This window comes from Phycicoccus mangrovi (assembly GCF_018729305.1).
GTDB classification, from domain to species: domain Bacteria; phylum Actinomycetota; class Actinomycetes; order Actinomycetales; family Dermatophilaceae; genus Phycicoccus; species Phycicoccus jejuensis.
Window position 1 is genome coordinate 18,871 of the sequence record NZ_JAHHWP010000026.1, and the last position, 16,289, is coordinate 35,159.

Consider the following 16,289-nt stretch of genomic DNA (forward strand, 5'->3'; position numbering starts at 1 on the left):
GAGCCCACCATGGGGAGCCTGACCGACCGCTACGTCTCCGCCACCGTCCGCGAGCTCGCGCAGGACCAGCGCGACGACGTCGACCGCGAGCTGCGCGGCACCATCGAGGACATGGTCGAGGCCCGCCTCGACACCGACGCCGCGACCGACCGCGAGGAGGCCGAGCGCGCCGTCCTCGTCGAGCTCGGCGACCCGGTCCGCCTCGCCGCGGGCTACACCGGCCGTCCGCTGCACCTCATCGGGCCGGCGGTCTACCCCGAGTGGCGCCGGCTCGTCACCCTGCTCGTCACCGTCATCTCGCCGATCGCCGCGGGGGGGACCCTCGTCGTGCGGCTGTTCGTCGACGACGTGTCGACCGACGGCGTCGGGCCGGCCTTCGGGAGCGCCGCCCTGGCCGGGCTGACCACGGCCTTCCACGTCGTGTTCTGGACCACGCTCGTGTTCGCGATCCTGGAGCGCACGCAGCCCGGCAAGGGAGTCATGGGCTGGACGCCCGACCAGCTCCCCGACGCCCCGTCCTCGCGACGGTCGGTCGGGCGGTCGGAGGCCGTGTTCTCGGTCGTCGCCCTCGTCGTCATGGCCCTCGCGGTCGTCTGGCAGGAGACGAGCTCGCCGGTCCGGGTGCGCGGGGAGGCCGTGCCGGTGCTCGACCCCGCGCTCTGGTCGGGATGGCTGCCGCTGTTCCTCGTCCTGCTGGCCGCCCACGCGGCGCTCGTGCTCGTCGCCCTCCGGGCCGGCCGCTGGACGTGGACGACGGTCGGCGTGGGCGTCGCCCTCGACCTCGCGGTCGCGGCGCTGCTCGTCGGGCTCGCGCAGACCGACCGGCTCTACGACCCCGCGTTCGTCGCCGCACTGGTCGACGGCGGATGGGCGACCGCGGGCCGCGACCTGCGGGTCGCCACCGTGCTCGGGGTCGTCGTCGTCACCGTCTGGGACCAGGTCGAGACGGTCCGGCGGATGCGCAGCCGCTGACCCGGGCTGAGGGCCTGCTGAGGACGCCGCCGTGGGTCGCCCTGCGCCGGAGGGCGATCCGTGACATCCGTCAGGGTGCGAAGCGGGCTCGCGGGGTGAGGCTGCGCGTCACGGGGCCACCGCCCCGTGACAGGTCTCCCAGGAGGTATCCCGTGACAGGAACCACTCGTGGGACGGTGGCGCTCGTCGGCGCCGCCGTCCTCGCCGCGACCGGAGCCGGGGCGCTCGGCGCCGGCGCGGCCGCCGCTGCACCGCACGGCACCGGCCGGCACACGGTCAGCCCCGCCCCGGCGTGGACCACGCGGGCGCAGGCCCAGCGCTCCGCGGCGGCGACCGCCGGCCCGACGACCCGGGTCAAGGTCTGGCTCGCGCCCCGCGACGGCGCGGGCCTGCGCCGGCTCGCGGCCGCCGTCTCGGACCCGTCCTCGGCGCAGTACGGGCACTACCTCGACACCGCGCAGTACGCGGCGCGCTACGCGCCGACGGCCGCGACCGTCGACGCCGTCAGCGGATGGGCCCGCGGGGCGGGCCTGCACGTCGACACCGTCGGCACCGACCGCCACTTCGTCGAGGTCTCGGGCAGCCGCGAGGCGGTCTCGTCGGCCTTCACGGCGAACCTGCGCACGTTCACGCTCGACGGCGCCACGGGCACGGCCCCGACGAGCGCCGTCACCGTGCCCGACGCCCTCGGCGCGCAGGTCCTCGCCGTCACCGGCCTCGACACCGTGACGCACCGGACCCGGCCCGCGCAGGAGGGCGGCCGGGGCACGGCCTCCACCTCGGCCGCCTCGCCGAGCGACCTCGGGCCGCCCGCCGGCTTCGTCAACTCGACGACCTGCGGCGCGTACTACGGCCAGAAGATCGACCGGACCGACCCGGCCTTCGAGGGCAAGCACCTGCCCTACTCGGTGTGCGGCTACACCCCGAAGCAGCTGCGCTCGGCGTACGGCATCACCGCGTCGCACCTGACCGGCAAGGGCGAGACGGTGGCCATCACCGACGCCTTCGCGGCGCCCACCATCGAGGAGGACGCGAACACCTACGCGACCCGCCACGGGGACAAGGCCTTCCGCCGCAACCAGTTCACGCAGGCCAACGACACCACGTACGACCCCACGAAGGTCGAGGAGTGCGGTGGCAACGGCTGGTACGGCGAGGAGACCCTCGACGTCGAGGCCGTCCACGGGATGGCGCCCGACGCGAAGGTCGCCTACTACGGCGCGGCCAGCTGCTACGACGACGACCTGCTGAACTCGATCGCCCGCGTGGTGCACGACAACAAGGCCTCGCTCATCTCCAACTCCTGGGGCGAGCCGACCTACGTCGTCGTCGACGGCGTGAAGACGCCGACCATCGACGACGCGCTCGTCCAGGCCTACGAGTCGGTCATCCTCCAGGGCGCCGTCCAGGGCATCGGCACCTACTTCTCCTCGGGTGACGACGGCGACGAGGGCGCGAACACCGGTGTCGTGTCGCCGGACTGGCCCGCGGCCGACCCCTACGTCACCGCGGTCGGGGGCACCGCCCTCGCCATCGACAAGAAGGGCCGCCGCCAGTTCGAGACCGGCTGGGGCACCGAGAAGTACACGCTCTCGAAGGGTGCGTGGGCGCCGGTCGGCTACCTCTACGGCGCCGGCGGAGGGTGCAGCGACCGCTTCACCAAGCCGTTCTACCAGCAGCACACGGTGACCGGCTGCGCGATGCGCGGCGTCCCCGACGTCGCGATGGACGCGGACCCGACCACCGGCATGCTCGTCGGTGAGACGCAGGTCTTCGACGCGCCGACGCGCTTCGGGCAGGGAGTCCGCTACGGCGAGTACCGGATCGGTGGCACCAGCCTCGCGTCGCCGCTCATGGCCGGCCTCCAGGCCACCGTGCAGCAGCACCGCGGCCGCATCGGCTTCGCCAACCCGTCGCTCTACCGCCTGGCCCGCACCCCGGGCGTCTTCTACGACGTCCGTCACCAGGGCGACCGCGGCAACGTGCGCGTCGACTACGTCAACGGCCTCAACGCCGACGACGGGCTCGTCTCCAGCGTCCGGACCTTCGACCAGGACTCGAGCCTGACGACCGGTCGCGGCTGGGACGACGTCACCGGGGTGGGTGCGCCGACGGCGCGCTACCTCGCCACCGCCTCACGGCGGCACTGACACCCGGCCTGCCCCCGGGTGCGCAGCAGAGGGCCCGGCCGCCACGTGCGGCCGGGCCCTCGTGCGTGCGCGGGGTCAGGCGTAGAGCGCGCCGACGACCTCGCGGAAGGTCCGGGTGTGCAGGTCGACGTCCTCCCGGGTCGTGTCCGGGCACATGAGCGCCATGTTGTGGAACGGCGTCATGAGGATGCCGCGGTTGACCATCGCCAGGTGCATGTACGCGTCGATGTCGTCGTCGTGCGCCGCGGCGGCCTCCTCGCCGGACCGCGGTGCGGGACGGGCGAACCGGTACTCCGAGCGCGCCCCGAGGCGGCTCACCGACCACGGCACGTCGTACTCGTCGAGCGTCGCCTGCACGCCCTCGGTGAAGGCGCTCGCCAGCGAGGTCATGTGCTCGAAGGCGTCCTCGGTGAGGACCTCCGCCAGCGTCGCCCGCATCGCCGCCGTCGAGAGGGCGTTGCCGGCGAGCGTCCCCCCGACGCCGCCGACGTCGATGATGTCGGCCTCGCCGGTCTCGGTGTGCCGGGTGACGGCCCGCGCGACGTCCTCGCTGATGCCGTAGGCGCCGCAAGGGATGCCGCCGCCGATCGACTTGCCGATGACGAAGATGTCCGGCTGCAGGTCCCACGCCCGGGTCGCGCCGCCCCAGCCCGCCGAGAACGTGTGAGTCTCGTCGATCATCAGCAGCGCGCCGTGCTTCGTGGCGAGCTCGCGCAGCCCCTCGAGGAAGCCCGGCTCGGGCAGGACGATGCCGATGTTCGTCAGCGCCGGCTCGGTGAGGATCGCGGCGACGTCTCCGTGGGCGAGCTCGCGCTCGACCGACGCGAGGTCGTTCCACGTCGCGGCCCGGGTCGTCATGTCGAGCGGGACCGGCGGAGCGACGTTGCCGGGGCGGGAGACGGTCGTGCCGTCGGGGCCGGGGACCGCGAACGTCTCGTCGACCGACCCGTGGTAGCAGTAGCCGAAGACGAGGATCTTCGAGCGGCCGGTCGCGAGCCGGGCCAGACGCACCGCCCACCGGTTGGCGTCGGTCGCCGAGAGGGTGAAGCTCCACAGCGGCATCGTGAAGCGCCGGGTCAGCTCCTCGCCGACCCACTGCGCGTCCTCGCTGGGCAGCATCGTCGTGATGCCGCCGAGCTCGCCCATCCGCCGGGCGACGGCCGCCGCGGTGGGCGCGGGGGAGTGGCCGGCCATCGCACCGGTGTCGCCGAGCGCGAAGTCGACGTAGGTGTGGTCGTCGACGTCGGTGATCCGGTTGCCGCGGGCGTGGTCGAGGTAGAGCGGGAAGCCGCCGCTCCACTTGTTCATCCAGGTCATGGGCACGCGGCCGAAGAGGTTGCCGCCGGCCTCGTAGAGCGCGCGGCTGCGCGGGTGGTCCGCGGTGTACTGCTCCTGCTCGGCGGCGAGGAGACGGGCGAGTCGGGCGCGGTCGGTGCTCGGCATGGAGGCACGATAGTGCTGCGGATGGCGTGGCGAGAACCCCCGCTCGCCACTCGATCCGTGACCAGCGGGCGTCGGGCCTCCTCGATCCACGGTCTCCCTCGACGCCGGCGGGGCCGGTTCGGTCGACGGGCCGCCGCCTCCTACGCTGGGGCACCATGGCCCGCCAGCGCACCCCCGACGGACCCCCGCCGCCCCCGGCGGTCCAGAAGCTCCGCATCCGCTACGCCAAGCGCGGCCGGCTGCGCTTCTCGTCGACCCGTGACTTCTCGCGCGCCCTCGAGCGGGCGCTGCGCCGCTCCGGCGTGCCGATGGCCTTCTCGGCGGGCTTCCACCCGCACCCGCTCATCTCCTACGCCAACGCGGCGCCGACCGGCACCGCGAGCGAGGCCGAGTACTTCGAGATCCGCGTCACCGAGCGGGTCGACCCCGAGGCCGTCCGGGCCGCGCTCGACGAGGCCCTGCCCGTCGACCTCGACGTCCTCGAGGTCGTCGAGGCCGGGCCCGGTGCGCTCGCCGACCGGCTCGAGGCGAGCGAGTGGGACCTGCGCCTGCGGGGCAGCACGCCCGAGGAGCTGGAGCCCGTCGTCGCGGCGTACCTCGCCGCCGAGCGGGCCGAGACCACCCGCACCTTCAAGTCCGGCCCGCGCACGTTCGACACGCGCGAGGCGGTCCTGGACCTGCATGTCGCCGGGTCCGACGAGGAGGGGTGTGCGATACTGCGGATGGTCGTACGGCACACCACACCGTCCGTACGCCCCGATGACATCCTGACCGCACTCCACGCGGTGACGGGGTTCGCACCACCGGTTCCACCACTGGTGACCCGGCTGGCGCAGGGCCCGCTCCGTGAGGACCGTGCCGGGGTGGCCGACCCGTTGGCCGCCGACCGGGAGGCCGTCGGCCCCGAGAGGTGACGCGCCCCCCGCGCGAGCCGACCGAGGCAGCAGCTGACTTCCGTGCGGGCCGCTCGGCCCACACGATCCGATCGTGCACCGCACGGCCGGCGAGGAGCCGCCCCAGGGCGTCCCCGGTGTGGTCGACGGCCCGCGGGTGACGAAAGGGGCCGTCATGGCTTCCGAGAACGACCCGACCACCACCGACGCCGACGCGACGCCCGTCGAGGCCACGACCGGCGACGAGGCCGCCCAGGCGCCCGCGCCGAAGAAGCGCGCCGCGCGCAAGCGGGCCACGAAGAAGGCCGCCGCCCCGGAGCCGGCGCCCGCCGTCGAGGCGACGGACGCCACCCCCGCCGCGGACGCCCCGGCCGACGCCCCCGCGGCCGCCGAGGACGAGAAGCCGGCCAAGCCCAAGCGCAGGGCCGCCGCCCGCAAGAAGACCTCGAAGAAGGCCGCGGCTGCCGAGACCCTCGACCTCGTCGTCGAGCCGGTCGCCGAGCCCCTGCCCGAGCTCGTCCCCGTCGAGGAGCCCGAGGAGGAGGTCGCGACCGCCGAGCCGACGGACGAGGAGCCCGCCGCCGACGAGCCCGCGCAGGCCGGACCGGCCTTCGGCCTGGTGTTCCAGGCCCCCGAGGTCACCGTCGCGCCGCGCCGCCGCCGGGCCACCTCGCCCGCGCAGGCCCCGGCCGAGGCGCCCGCCGAGCGCGCGGAGCAGCCGGCCGAGGCGGCTCCCGCCGCCGAGCAGGCCCCCGACGAGACCACCACCGAGCGTCCCGGCTCCGCCGACGCCACCGACGAGGGCGAGGGCGGCTCCCGCGGCCGCCGTCGTCGCGGTGGGCGCGGCCGCCGCGCCCGCGGCAAGGGCGAGGACGAGCAGGCGCCCGCCGCCGAGAAGGACACCGAGACCCCCGCCGCCGACGACGACGCCCCGGCCCGTGGTGGCCGCGGGGGTCGCCAGGCCGCCGACGACACCGACGCCGAGGGCGAGGGCGACTCCTCCTCGAGCCGCCGCCGTCGCCGCCGCCGTCGCGGGGGAGCGGGCGGCGAGGGCGACGACCCGCCCGGCACCGTCACCAAGGTCCGCGAGCCGCGCGCCGAGCGCGACGAGCCGACGGCCGTCAAGGGCTCGACCCGCCTCGAGGCCAAGAAGCAGCGCCGCCGCGAGGGCCGCGAGGCCGGCCGCCGCCGCACGATCATCACCGAGGCCGAGTTCCTCGCCCGCCGCGAGAGCGTCGAGCGGACGATGGTCGTCCGCGGCCGCGAGGGCCGCACCCAGATCGGCGTCCTCGAGGACGGCGTGCTCGTCGAGCACTACGTCTCCCGCGAGACCACCGCGTCGATGGCCGGCAACGTCTACCTCGGCCGCGTCCAGAACGTCCTGCCCTCGATGGAGGCCGCCTTCGTCGACATCGGCAAGGGCCGCAACGCCGTCCTCTACGCCGGTGAGGTCAACTGGGACGCCGCCGGGCTCGAGGTCAACCAGGCCAAGCGCATCGAGAACGCCCTCTCCTCCGGCGACACCGTCCTCGTCCAGGTGACCAAGGACCCGATCGGCCACAAGGGCGCGCGCCTCACCTCGCAGATCAGCCTGCCCGGCCGCTACGTCGTCTACGTGCCCGAGGGCTCGATGACCGGCATCTCGCGCAAGCTCCCCGACACCGAGCGCGCCCGCCTCAAGGCGATCCTCAAGGAGGTCGTGCCGGACGGCGCCGGCGTCATCGTCCGCACCGCCGCCGAGGGCGCGTCCGAGGCCGACCTCAAGGCCGACGTCGAGCGCCTCATGAAGCAGTGGGAGCGCATCGAGAAGAAGGCCGCGTCCGCCAAGGCGAAGAAGTCCGGTAGCGGGGGAGCGCCCGCGCTGCTGCACGGCGAGCCCGACCTCACCATCCGCGTCATCCGCGACGTCTTCACCGAGGACTTCACCTCGCTCGTCGTCTCCGGCGAGAAGGCCTGGGGCGAGGTCAGCGAGTACGTCGAGGACGTCGCCCCCGACCTGGCCGCGCGCGTCTCGCGGTGGACCTCCGACGACGACGTCTTCGCGGCCCACCGCATCGACGAGCAGATCGCCAAGGCGATGGACCGCAAGGTCTGGCTGCCCTCGGGCGGCTCGCTCGTCATCGACCGCACCGAGGCGATGACCGTCGTCGACGTCAACACCGGCAAGTTCGTCGGCTCCGGGGGCAACCTCGAGGAGACGGTGACGAAGAACAACCTCGAGGCCGCCGAGGAGATCGTCCGCCAGCTCCGGCTGCGCGACATCGGCGGCATCATCGTCATCGACTTCATCGACATGGTGCTGGAGTCCAACCGCGACCTCGTCGTCCGGCGCCTCCTCGAGTGCCTCGGCCGCGACCGCACCAAGCACCAGGTCGCCGAGGTCACCTCGCTCGGCCTGGTCCAGATGACCCGCAAGCGCGTCGGCTCCGGCCTCATCGAGGTCTTCTCCGAGCAGTGCGAGCACTGCAGCGGGCGCGGCATCGTCGTCCACACCGAGCCGGTCGACCGCTCCGGCGGCGGGAACGGCGGGGGCAACGGCTCCGGCGGCGACTCCGGCCGCTCCTCGGGCCGCGGTCGCCGCGGCGGCAACGGCTCCTCGTCCGGCGGCTCCTCGCAGCCGGCCAAGGAGGCACCCGCGCCCGAGCCCGCGCGCCCGGCCGGTGGCCCGACCGCCGCGCAGATCGCCGCGGCCGCCCACGCCGCCGCGCTCAAGCACACCGACCCGGCCGACGTCGCCGCGGAGATCGCCGCCGAGGTGGCGGCCGTCACCGCTCCCGACGCCGACCCGCAGCCGGTGACCGAGCAGCCCGCCGAGCCCGCCCCGGTGGCCGAGGCGCCCGCGCCCGCCGCCGAGCCGACTCCCGCGCCCGCCGCCGAGCCGACCCCGGCGCCCGTCGCCGAGGCACCGGCCGCCGCGCCGCCGCCGCGGACCCGCCGCAAGCGCGGGCGCGTCGTCGCCCCGGCCGGCCCCCCGCCCGCGGCGGTCGAGGCGGCAGCCGACGGCGACGCCTGACCGAGCACGGCAGGCACGACCCGGACCGTGGCGGGGGGGGCGCCCCGCGGTGGGGGGGGGGCCCCCCCCCCCGGGGTGGGGGGGGTGGGGGCTTGCCGGAGCCCCGCCCGGCGGGGGGGCCCGCCCCGGTCGTGGCGGCCCCGCCCGCCGCGCCGGTAGTCTGGTGAGTCGGTGCGCCCACCGCGTCGGTGTCCCGTGTCGTCCACGGGGTCGCTACCGGCCGGTCACACAGCGAGCGCGCCCGAACAGGAAGTGAGTACGTACCGTGTACGCGATTGTGCGCGCAGGTGGTCGCCAGGAGAAGGTCTCCGTGGGCGACACCCTGCTCATCGACAAGCAGACCGGCGTCGCCGGCGACAAGATCCAGCTGCAGCCGCTGCTCCTCGTCGACGGTGGGACCGTCACGAGCGACGCCGCGAAGCTCGCCAAGGTCACCGTGACGGCCGAGGTCGTGAAGGCCGCCAAGGGCCCGAAGATCACGATCCTCAAGTACAAGAACAAGACCGGCTACCGGAAGCGCCAGGGCCACCGCCAGCCGCTCACCCAGGTCAAGATCACCGCGATCGACGCCTGAGCACCTCGCTCGGACCTCACGGACAGGAACCACAGACATGGCACACAAGAAGGGTGCGTCCTCGACCCGCAACGGTCGTGACTCCAACCCCCAGTACCTCGGCGTCAAGCGCTACGGCGGCCAGGTCGTCAAGGCCGGCGAGATCATCGTCCGCCAGCGCGGCACCCACTTCCACCCCGGCGACGGCGTCGGCCGTGGCGGCGACGACACGCTGTTCGCGCTCGTCCCGGGTGCGGTGACCTTCGGCACCAAGCGCGGCCGCAAGACCGTCAACATCACGCCGGTGGAGACCGTCGCGGTGTGACGCCTCGCCGGGCCCCCGGGCCCGGCACCACGCACCACCCGAGGGGCGGGCCGCGATCGGCCCGCCCCTCGTCGCATCCCACAGTCAGGAGCCCCACCGCGATGGCGACCTTCGTCGACCGCGTCGTCCTCCACGTCTCCGCCGGCAACGGCGGGCACGGGGTGGCATCCGTCAAGCGCGAGAAGTTCAAGCCGCTCGGCGGTCCCGACGGCGGCAACGGCGGCCGGGGCGGCTCCGTGGTCATCGCGGTCGACCCGCAGGCCACGACGCTCCTCGACTACCACCACACGCCGCACCGCCGGGCCGAGAACGGCAAGCCGGGGGCCGGTGACGAGCGCAACGGCGCCGACGGCTCCGACCTCGTCCTCGCGGTCCCCGAGGGCACCGTCGTCAAGGGCGCGGACGGTGAGGTGCTCGCCGACCTCGTCGGCTTCGACGCCACCTACGTCGTCGCCCGTGGCGGCCGCGGGGGCCTGGGCAACAAGGCCCTGGCCAGCGCCCGCCGCAAGGCGCCCGGCTTCGCGCTGCTCGGTGAGCCGGGAGAGGCCCTCGACGTCGTGCTCGAGCTGAAGTCGCTCGCCGACGTCGCGCTCATCGGCTTCCCGAGCGCCGGCAAGTCCTCGCTCGTCTCCGTCGTCTCGGCCGCGCGGCCCAAGATCGCCGACTACCCGTTCACGACGCTCGTGCCGAACCTCGGTGTCGTGACGGCCGGTTCGGAGCGCTACACGATCGCCGACGTCCCCGGGCTCATCCCCGGCGCGAGCGAGGGCAAGGGCCTGGGCCTGGAGTTCCTCCGCCACGTCGAGCGCTGCTCGGTGCTCGTCCACGTCGTCGACTGCGCGACCCTCGAACCGGGCCGCGACCCGATGACCGACCTCGACGTCATCGAGGCCGAGCTCGCCGCCTACGTCTCCGACGACAGCCTCGGCGGCCGCCCGCTGTCCGAGCGCACGCGCATCGTCGTGCTCAACAAGGCCGACGTGCCCGAGGCCCGCGACCTCGCCGAGATGGTCAAGCCGATGCTCGAGGAGCGCGGCCTCGAGGTGTTCGTCGTGTCCGCCGTCGCCCACACCGGCCTGAGGGAGCTGACCTTCGCCCTTGCACGCCACGTCGCGCAGGCCCGCGCCGAGCTCGAGGCATCCGTCGTCGAGCGGCCCCGCGTCGTCATCCGCCCGAAGGCCGTCGACGACAGCGGCTTCCACGTGCGCCGCGAGGACACGCCGGAGGGCGAGGTGTTCCGCGTCCTCGGCGACCGCCCGACGCGCTGGGTGCGCCAGACCGACTTCTCCAACGACGAGGCCGTCGGCTACCTCGCCGACCGGCTGAGCCGGCTCGGGGTCGAGGAGGCGCTGCTCAAGGCGGGTGCCGTCTCGGGCTCGACCGTGCTCATCGGCCCGCTCGAGGACGCGGTCGTCTTCGACTGGGAGCCCACGATGGCGAGCGGCGCCGAGCTGCTGGCCGGGCCGCGCGGCACCGACGTGCGCTTCGAGGACTCCGGGCGCAAGACCCGCGCCGAGAAGCGCGACGAGTTCCACGGCCGCAAGGACGCGCAGACCGCCGCCCGCGACGAGCTCGCCGCCGAGCGCCGCGCCGGCCACTGGGCCACGGCCCGGGACGAGGACTGACGCCCGTGCCCGCCACCGCTGCCGCCGCCCTGCGCCGTGCCGTGGGGGCGGGCCGCCGCCTCGTCGTCAAGGTCGGCTCGTCGTCCCTGACGAGCGCCGACGGTGGCCGCCTCGACCTCGAGGCGCTCGGGGCGCTCGTCGACGTGCTCGCGGGGCGGCGCGCGGCCGGCCTGCAGGTCGTCCTCGTCTCGTCCGGCGCCATCGCCGCCGGCATCGGCCCGCTGGGCCTGGACCGCCGCCCCACCGACCTCGCGACCCAGCAGGCGGCCGCGTCGGTCGGCCAGGGGGCGCTCGTCGCCGCCTACCAGGCCGCCTTCTCGCGCCACGGGCTCACCGTGGGGCAGGTCCTCCTCACCGCCGACGACACGACCCGCCGCAGCCACTACACGAACGCCCGGCGCACCCTCGAGCGGCTGCTCGAGCTCGGCATCGTCCCGATCGTCAACGAGAACGACACGGTGGCCACGCAGGAGATCCGCTTCGGAGACAACGACCGCCTCGCCGCGGTCGTCGCCGACCTCGTGGGCGCCGACGGGCTCGTGCTCCTCACCGACGTCGACAGCCTCTACGACGGCCCGCCGTCGAAGGGCGGCTCGCAGCGGGTCCCGCTCGTCGCGACGGACGCCGACCTCGAGGCCGTGACGATCGGCGGCACCGGCTCGGCGGTCGGCAGCGGCGGGATGGTGACCAAGGTCGAGGCCGCGGGCATCGCCGGCGCCGCGGGCATCCCGACCCTCCTGACGCGCCTCGCCGACGTCGCCGCCGGCCTCGAGGGCGCCGACGTGGGCACCGTCTTCGCACCGGCCGCCGCGACGCGGGCCTCGCGCAAGCGCTGGCTGGCCCACGCCACCTCGGCCAAGGGGCGGCTGGTCATCGACGACGGCGCCGTCACCGCGGTGACCGAGCGGCGCACCTCGCTCCTGCCGGCCGGCGTCACCGAGGTCGTTGGCTCGTTCGCCGCGGGCGACCCGGTCGACGTCTGCGCCACCGACGGCCGCGTCATCGCCCGCGGGCTCGTCACCTACGCCTCGACCGAGCTGCCGCGGCTGCTCGGCCGCTCGACGCGCGACCTCGCCCGCGAGCTCGGGCCGGGCTACGAGCGCGAGGTCGTCCACCGCGACGACCTCGTCGTCCTCTGACCCCACGAGTCACACGCGTATCGGGTCACCCGATACGACCGCGCTGTACCCCGGAATCGTTCCGGGGTGAAGCGCAGCTGTATCGGGTCACCCGATACGCGTGAGGTCCGGAGGCGCGCGTCAGCGGATGCGCTCGACCTCGAACTGCATCCGCGGGTGGGCGATCTCCTCCTGGCTCTGGACGAGCTGGAGCTCGCGCCGGCCGGAGTCGAGCGTGCGCTGGAGCAGGTCGAACACCGACGACACGGTGCGCCCGAGCGCGACGCCGGCGTCGCCGGTGTCGAGCAGGTGTGCCGTGAACAGCGCGGCCGTCACGTCACCCGACCCGTTGGCCTTGAGCGGCAGGTGCGGGGTGCGGACGATCCACGCGCCGTCGTCGTGCACCGCGAGCATCTCGATGGTGTGCTCGGGGCGGTCGGGCCGCAGCACCGACGTGACGAGCACGGTCGAGGGGCCCATCGCCCGCGCGGCCTCGACGGAGGCCAGCGTGGAGTCGAGGTCGCCCGGCTCGGTCTCGGTGAGGAAGCCGAGCTCGAACTGGTTCGGGGTGATGAGGTCGGCCTGCGGGACGACCTTCTCGCGCAGCAGGACCGGGATGGCCGGGTGCACGAAGCAGCCCGACTTCGCGTTGCCCATGACCGGGTCGCAGGCGTAGATCGCCGACGGGTTCGCGGCCTTGGTGCGCGCGACCGCGTCGAGGATGACCTCGCCGATCTGCTCACCGCCCTGGTAGCCCGACAGCACCGCGTCGACCTCGCCGAGGGCCTCGCGCTCCTCGATGCCGGTGACGACCTCGCGGACGTCCTCCGGCGGCATGAGCGGGCCGCGCCACGCGCCGTAGCCGGTGTGGTTCGAGAAGTGCACCGTGTGGACGGGCCACACCTCGACCCCGAGCCGCTGCAGGGGGAACACCGCCGCGGAGTTGCCGACGTGGCCGTACGCGACGGAGGACTGGATGGACAGGATCGTCGTCACGCCCTCCATCCTGTCACCGTCCCGCCCGCCGGAAGTGCCGCGACCCCCGTCGGGGGACGGGCCTACCCTTGGCGCATGTCCGACCGCACCGCCACCGGGGCCGACCAGGGGCCCAGCGCCGCCGACGTCGAGCAGGTCCGCGTCCTCGCCGAGGCCGCCCGCACCGCCTCCCGCCGCCTCGCCCTGCTCTCGCGCGCCGAGAAGGACGCCGCCCTCCACGTGCTCGCCGACGCCCTCGACGCCGCCACCGACGAGGTCGTCGCCGCCAACGAGCGCGACCTCGCCCGCGGGCGCGAGCAGGGGATGCCCGAGAGCCTCCAGGACCGGCTGCGCCTGGACCCCCCGCGCGTCGCGGCCGTCGCCCAGGCGCTGCGCGACATCGCCGCCCTGCCCGACCCGGTCGGCGAGGTCGTGCGCGGCTCCACGCTGGCCAACGGGCTGCAGATCCGCCAGGTCCGGGTCCCCATGGGCGTCGTGGGGATGATCTACGAGGCCCGGCCCAACGTCACCGTCGACGCCGCCGGCCTCGGCCTCAAGTCCGGCAACGCGGTGATCCTGCGCGGCGGCAGCGCCGCGGCCGAGACCAACCGGGCCACCGTCGCCGTCCTGCGAGCCGCGCTCGAGCGCCAGGGCCTGCCCGCCGACGCGGTCGCCCTGCTCGACGGCGGCCACTCGGTCGTCACCGCGCTGATGACGGCCCGCGGCCTCGTCGACCTGCTGATCCCGCGCGGCGGCGCCGACCTCATCCAGGCCGTCGTCACCGGCTCGACCGTCCCCGTCATCGAGACCGGCATCGGCAACTGCCACGTCTACGTCGACGCCGCCGCCGACCTCGACAAGGCCCTCGCCATCGCGGTCAACGCCAAGACCCACCGCCCGAGCGTCTGCAACGCGGCCGAGTCGCTGCTGGTCCACCGCGCCGTCGCCGACGCGTTCCTGCCCAAGGCGCTCGCGGCCCTCGCGGCCGAGGGGGTCGTGCTGCACACCGACGAGCGCGCCTCGGCCGGTGCGCGGGCGGCCGGGGTGGCCCACGACGCGGCCACCGACGAGCACTTCGCCACCGAGTTCCACGGCCTCGAGATGTCCGTCGGCGTCGTCGACGACCTCGACGCCGCGCTGACGCACATCCGCCGGTTCGGCTCCGGCCACACCGAGGCCATCGTCACCGAGGACCGCGGGGCCGCCCGCCGCTTCACCGCCGAGGTCGACGCCGCCGCGGTCATGGTCAACGCGAGCACCCGCTTCACCGACGGCGGCGAGTTCGGGTTCGGCGCCGAGATCGGCATCTCGACGCAGAAGCTGCACGCCCGCGGCCCGATGGCCCTGCCCGAGCTGACGTCCACCAAGTGGGTCGTCGAGGGGGACGGTCAGGTCCGCGTCTGACCCGAGGCCGCCGGGCGGGGGAGCGGGCGCTCCTCGTCGCCGCGCGCGGCGTCCTGCTCGAGGCTGTCGTGCGCGACGAAGTACGCCGGCCGCGCCTGGAGGGCGGAGTAGGTCCGCCCCACGTACTCGCCGAGGATGCCGAGCGCGAGCAGCTGGACGGCGCCGACCGCCGCGACGATGACGACGGTCGAGGTCCAGCCGGGCAGGGTGTTGCCGAGCAGCATCGCGACGAGCGCGTAGACGAGGACGACGAGCGCGGCGAGGCCGCCGAGCAGCCCGAGCCACGTCGCGAAGCGCAGCGGGGCGATGGAGAAGCCGGTGACGGCGTCGACCGAGAGCCGGATCATCTTGGTCAGCGGGTACTTCGACTCGCCCGCGGCGCGCGGCGCGCGCCGGTAGCCCACCGACGCGCTCGGGAAGCCGAGCGCCGGCACGACGAGGCGCAGCACGCGGTTGCTCTCGGGCAGGGCGTTGACCGCCTCGACGGTGGCCCGGGACATCAGCCGGAAGTCGCCGGCGTCGACCCGGGCGTCGACGTCGGACAGGGCCCGGATGGAGCGGTAGAAGGCGCGGGCGGTCAGGCGCTTGAAGGCGGTGTCGCTCGAGCGGTCCTCGCGCACGCCGTAGACGACGTCGACGCCCTCGGCACGGGCCACCCGGAGCATCTCGCCGATCGTCTCGGGCGGGTCCTGGAGGTCGGCGTCGATCGTCACGACGTAGTCGCCGCGGGCCAGCGACAGCCCGGCGGAGATGGCGGCCTGGTGCCCCGAGTTGGCCCGCAGGCGCACGACCCGCAGCTGCGGCCACTCCCGGCGCAGGCGCTGGAGGAGGACGGGCGTGGCGTCGGTGGAGCCGTCGTCGACGCAGAGGACCTCGTAGGGGACGCCCCAGGACTCGGCGAGGGGACGCAGCCGCTCGACGAACAGCGGCAGCACCTCCTGCTCGTCGTACATCGGCACGACGACCGTGAGGACGGGGGAGAGCGGCATGTCACTCAGGGTAGAGGCCGAGCCCGTGCGGGGCCTGTGCTCCGCCGTGATCCGCCTGTGCGTCCGCGCGGAAGGCGAAGGGCCCCCGAGTATGAGATTCGGGGGCCCTGCGCCGGCGGCCGTGCCGCCGGTCGGACTCGAGCCGGTCAGTCCCCACGGCGAACCGCACAGAGGTGCCACGCGACGGTGGCGCCGTCCCCGAGGGGACGGTCTTCGACTCCGGGCCGTCGGCCGCAGCACCCGCGCCGTCGCGCGCGGCATCCGTCCCCCGAGAGGTCCGGATGTTCCGGACCGGGCGGACCCGGACCGGGAACGGCGTGCCGTTATCCGATCGACCCACCCCCGGGACGACCTCGGACCGATGGCCTTGCCGGACCTCGGCCGCCGAAGGGGCGTGCGACTGTTCTAGTCCCCGGACGGGTGGGTGTGCAACCGCTTCGCCGGCCTTTCCGTCGGCGTCCCACCCCGCGGCCCCGTCGTCCACAGGCGGCGGTGCGGGGAGCGCCGCTCGTGCACACCCCTGTGGACGAAATCCGTGGACAACGGGGACGGTACGCTGTCCCCCATGTCGAGCACCGCGTTCCTGATCGCCGCCGAGGAAGCCCACCGTGAGCTCCCCATCCCGCCGTGGATGATCGGGATCATCGCGCTGCTCACCTTCGCCTTCCTCCTCGGGGTCACCTGGTCCTTCCGCGGGACGCACAACAAGTACGCCTGCCCCGAGTACGGCGACGGCACCCCCGCCGGCAGCCGCACGGCCACCGGCGACGCCGGCGCGCACGAGGACACGCACTGGCCCGAGCACCCGGGGCACCACTGAGCGACCGCC

Annotated in this window: 13 protein-coding genes; 10 read left to right on the top strand and 3 right to left on the bottom strand. The window is 74.7% G+C overall.

Going from position 1 to position 16,289, the window contains the following annotated elements:
- Positions 1 to 9: 9 nt before the first annotated feature.
- Positions 10 to 972 (top strand): permease prefix domain 1-containing protein, encoded by a 963-nt coding sequence (locus tag KMZ30_RS20010; protein ID WP_215511310.1) that lies wholly within the window; start codon positions 10 to 12, stop codon positions 970 to 972.
- Positions 973 to 1,124: 152 nt separating this feature from the next.
- Positions 1,125 to 3,122, top strand: coding sequence for a S53 family peptidase (locus KMZ30_RS20015; RefSeq protein WP_215511311.1), 1,998 nt, complete (start codon positions 1,125 to 1,127; stop codon positions 3,120 to 3,122).
- 75 nt (positions 3,123 to 3,197) lie between these two features.
- Here KMZ30_RS20015 and KMZ30_RS20020 read toward each other — a convergent pair whose 3' ends face one another.
- Positions 3,198 to 4,565 (bottom strand): transaminase, encoded by a 1,368-nt coding sequence (locus KMZ30_RS20020; protein WP_215511312.1) that lies wholly within the window; start codon positions 4,563 to 4,565, stop codon positions 3,198 to 3,200.
- A gap of 155 nt (positions 4,566 to 4,720) precedes the next feature.
- On the opposite strand from KMZ30_RS20020, the gene KMZ30_RS20025 reads away from it, so the two are divergent.
- From KMZ30_RS20025 to proB, 6 genes are all read left to right on the top strand, one after another.
- A complete protein-coding gene (locus KMZ30_RS20025) occupies positions 4,721 to 5,479 on the top strand; it encodes a TIGR03936 family radical SAM-associated protein (RefSeq protein ID WP_030528058.1) in 759 nt (252 codons plus the stop codon).
- A gap of 154 nt (positions 5,480 to 5,633) precedes the next feature.
- Positions 5,634 to 8,471 carry an Rne/Rng family ribonuclease gene (locus KMZ30_RS20030; protein WP_215511313.1) on the top strand — a complete coding sequence of 946 codons (2,838 nt, stop codon included), beginning with the start codon at positions 5,634 to 5,636 and terminating at the stop codon, positions 8,469 to 8,471.
- Positions 8,472 to 8,736: 265 nt separating this feature from the next.
- Positions 8,737 to 9,045 carry a 50S ribosomal protein L21 gene (gene rplU, locus KMZ30_RS20035; protein WP_207021391.1) on the top strand — a complete coding sequence of 103 codons (309 nt, stop codon included), beginning with the start codon at positions 8,737 to 8,739 and terminating at the stop codon, positions 9,043 to 9,045.
- Positions 9,046 to 9,082: 37 nt separating this feature from the next.
- Positions 9,083 to 9,349 carry a 50S ribosomal protein L27 gene (gene rpmA / locus KMZ30_RS20040; RefSeq protein WP_030528061.1) on the top strand — a complete coding sequence of 89 codons (267 nt, stop codon included), beginning with the start codon at positions 9,083 to 9,085 and terminating at the stop codon, positions 9,347 to 9,349.
- Positions 9,350 to 9,450: 101 nt separating this feature from the next.
- A complete protein-coding gene (gene obgE / locus KMZ30_RS20045) occupies positions 9,451 to 10,974 on the top strand; it encodes a GTPase ObgE (RefSeq protein ID WP_215511314.1) in 1,524 nt (507 codons plus the stop codon).
- Positions 10,975 to 10,979: 5 nt separating this feature from the next.
- Positions 10,980 to 12,113, top strand: coding sequence for a glutamate 5-kinase (gene proB / locus KMZ30_RS20050; RefSeq protein ID WP_215511315.1), 1,134 nt, complete (start codon positions 10,980 to 10,982; stop codon positions 12,111 to 12,113).
- A 120-nt stretch (positions 12,114 to 12,233) separates the two neighbouring features.
- Here proB and pdxY read toward each other — a convergent pair whose 3' ends face one another.
- Positions 12,234 to 13,088 (bottom strand): pyridoxal kinase PdxY, encoded by an 855-nt coding sequence (gene pdxY, locus KMZ30_RS20055; protein ID WP_308279535.1) that lies wholly within the window; start codon positions 13,086 to 13,088, stop codon positions 12,234 to 12,236.
- Between the two features lie 75 nt (positions 13,089 to 13,163).
- Between pdxY and KMZ30_RS20060 the strand changes: the two genes are divergently transcribed.
- Positions 13,164 to 14,471, top strand: a complete 1,308-nt coding sequence (locus tag KMZ30_RS20060; protein WP_215511317.1) for a glutamate-5-semialdehyde dehydrogenase — start codon at positions 13,164 to 13,166, stop codon at positions 14,469 to 14,471.
- On the opposite strand, the gene KMZ30_RS20065 is transcribed toward KMZ30_RS20060, so the two are convergent.
- A complete protein-coding gene (locus KMZ30_RS20065) occupies positions 14,456 to 15,460 on the bottom strand; it encodes a glycosyltransferase family 2 protein (RefSeq protein ID WP_215511318.1) in 1,005 nt (334 codons plus the stop codon). The genes KMZ30_RS20060 and KMZ30_RS20065 overlap by 16 nt on opposite strands.
- 565 nt (positions 15,461 to 16,025) lie before the next feature.
- Here KMZ30_RS20065 and KMZ30_RS20070 point away from each other — a divergent pair.
- On the top strand, positions 16,026 to 16,280 hold the full coding sequence (locus KMZ30_RS20070) for a hypothetical protein (RefSeq protein ID WP_215511319.1): 255 nt from the start codon (positions 16,026 to 16,028) through the stop codon (positions 16,278 to 16,280).
- Positions 16,281 to 16,289: the final 9 nt, after the last annotated feature.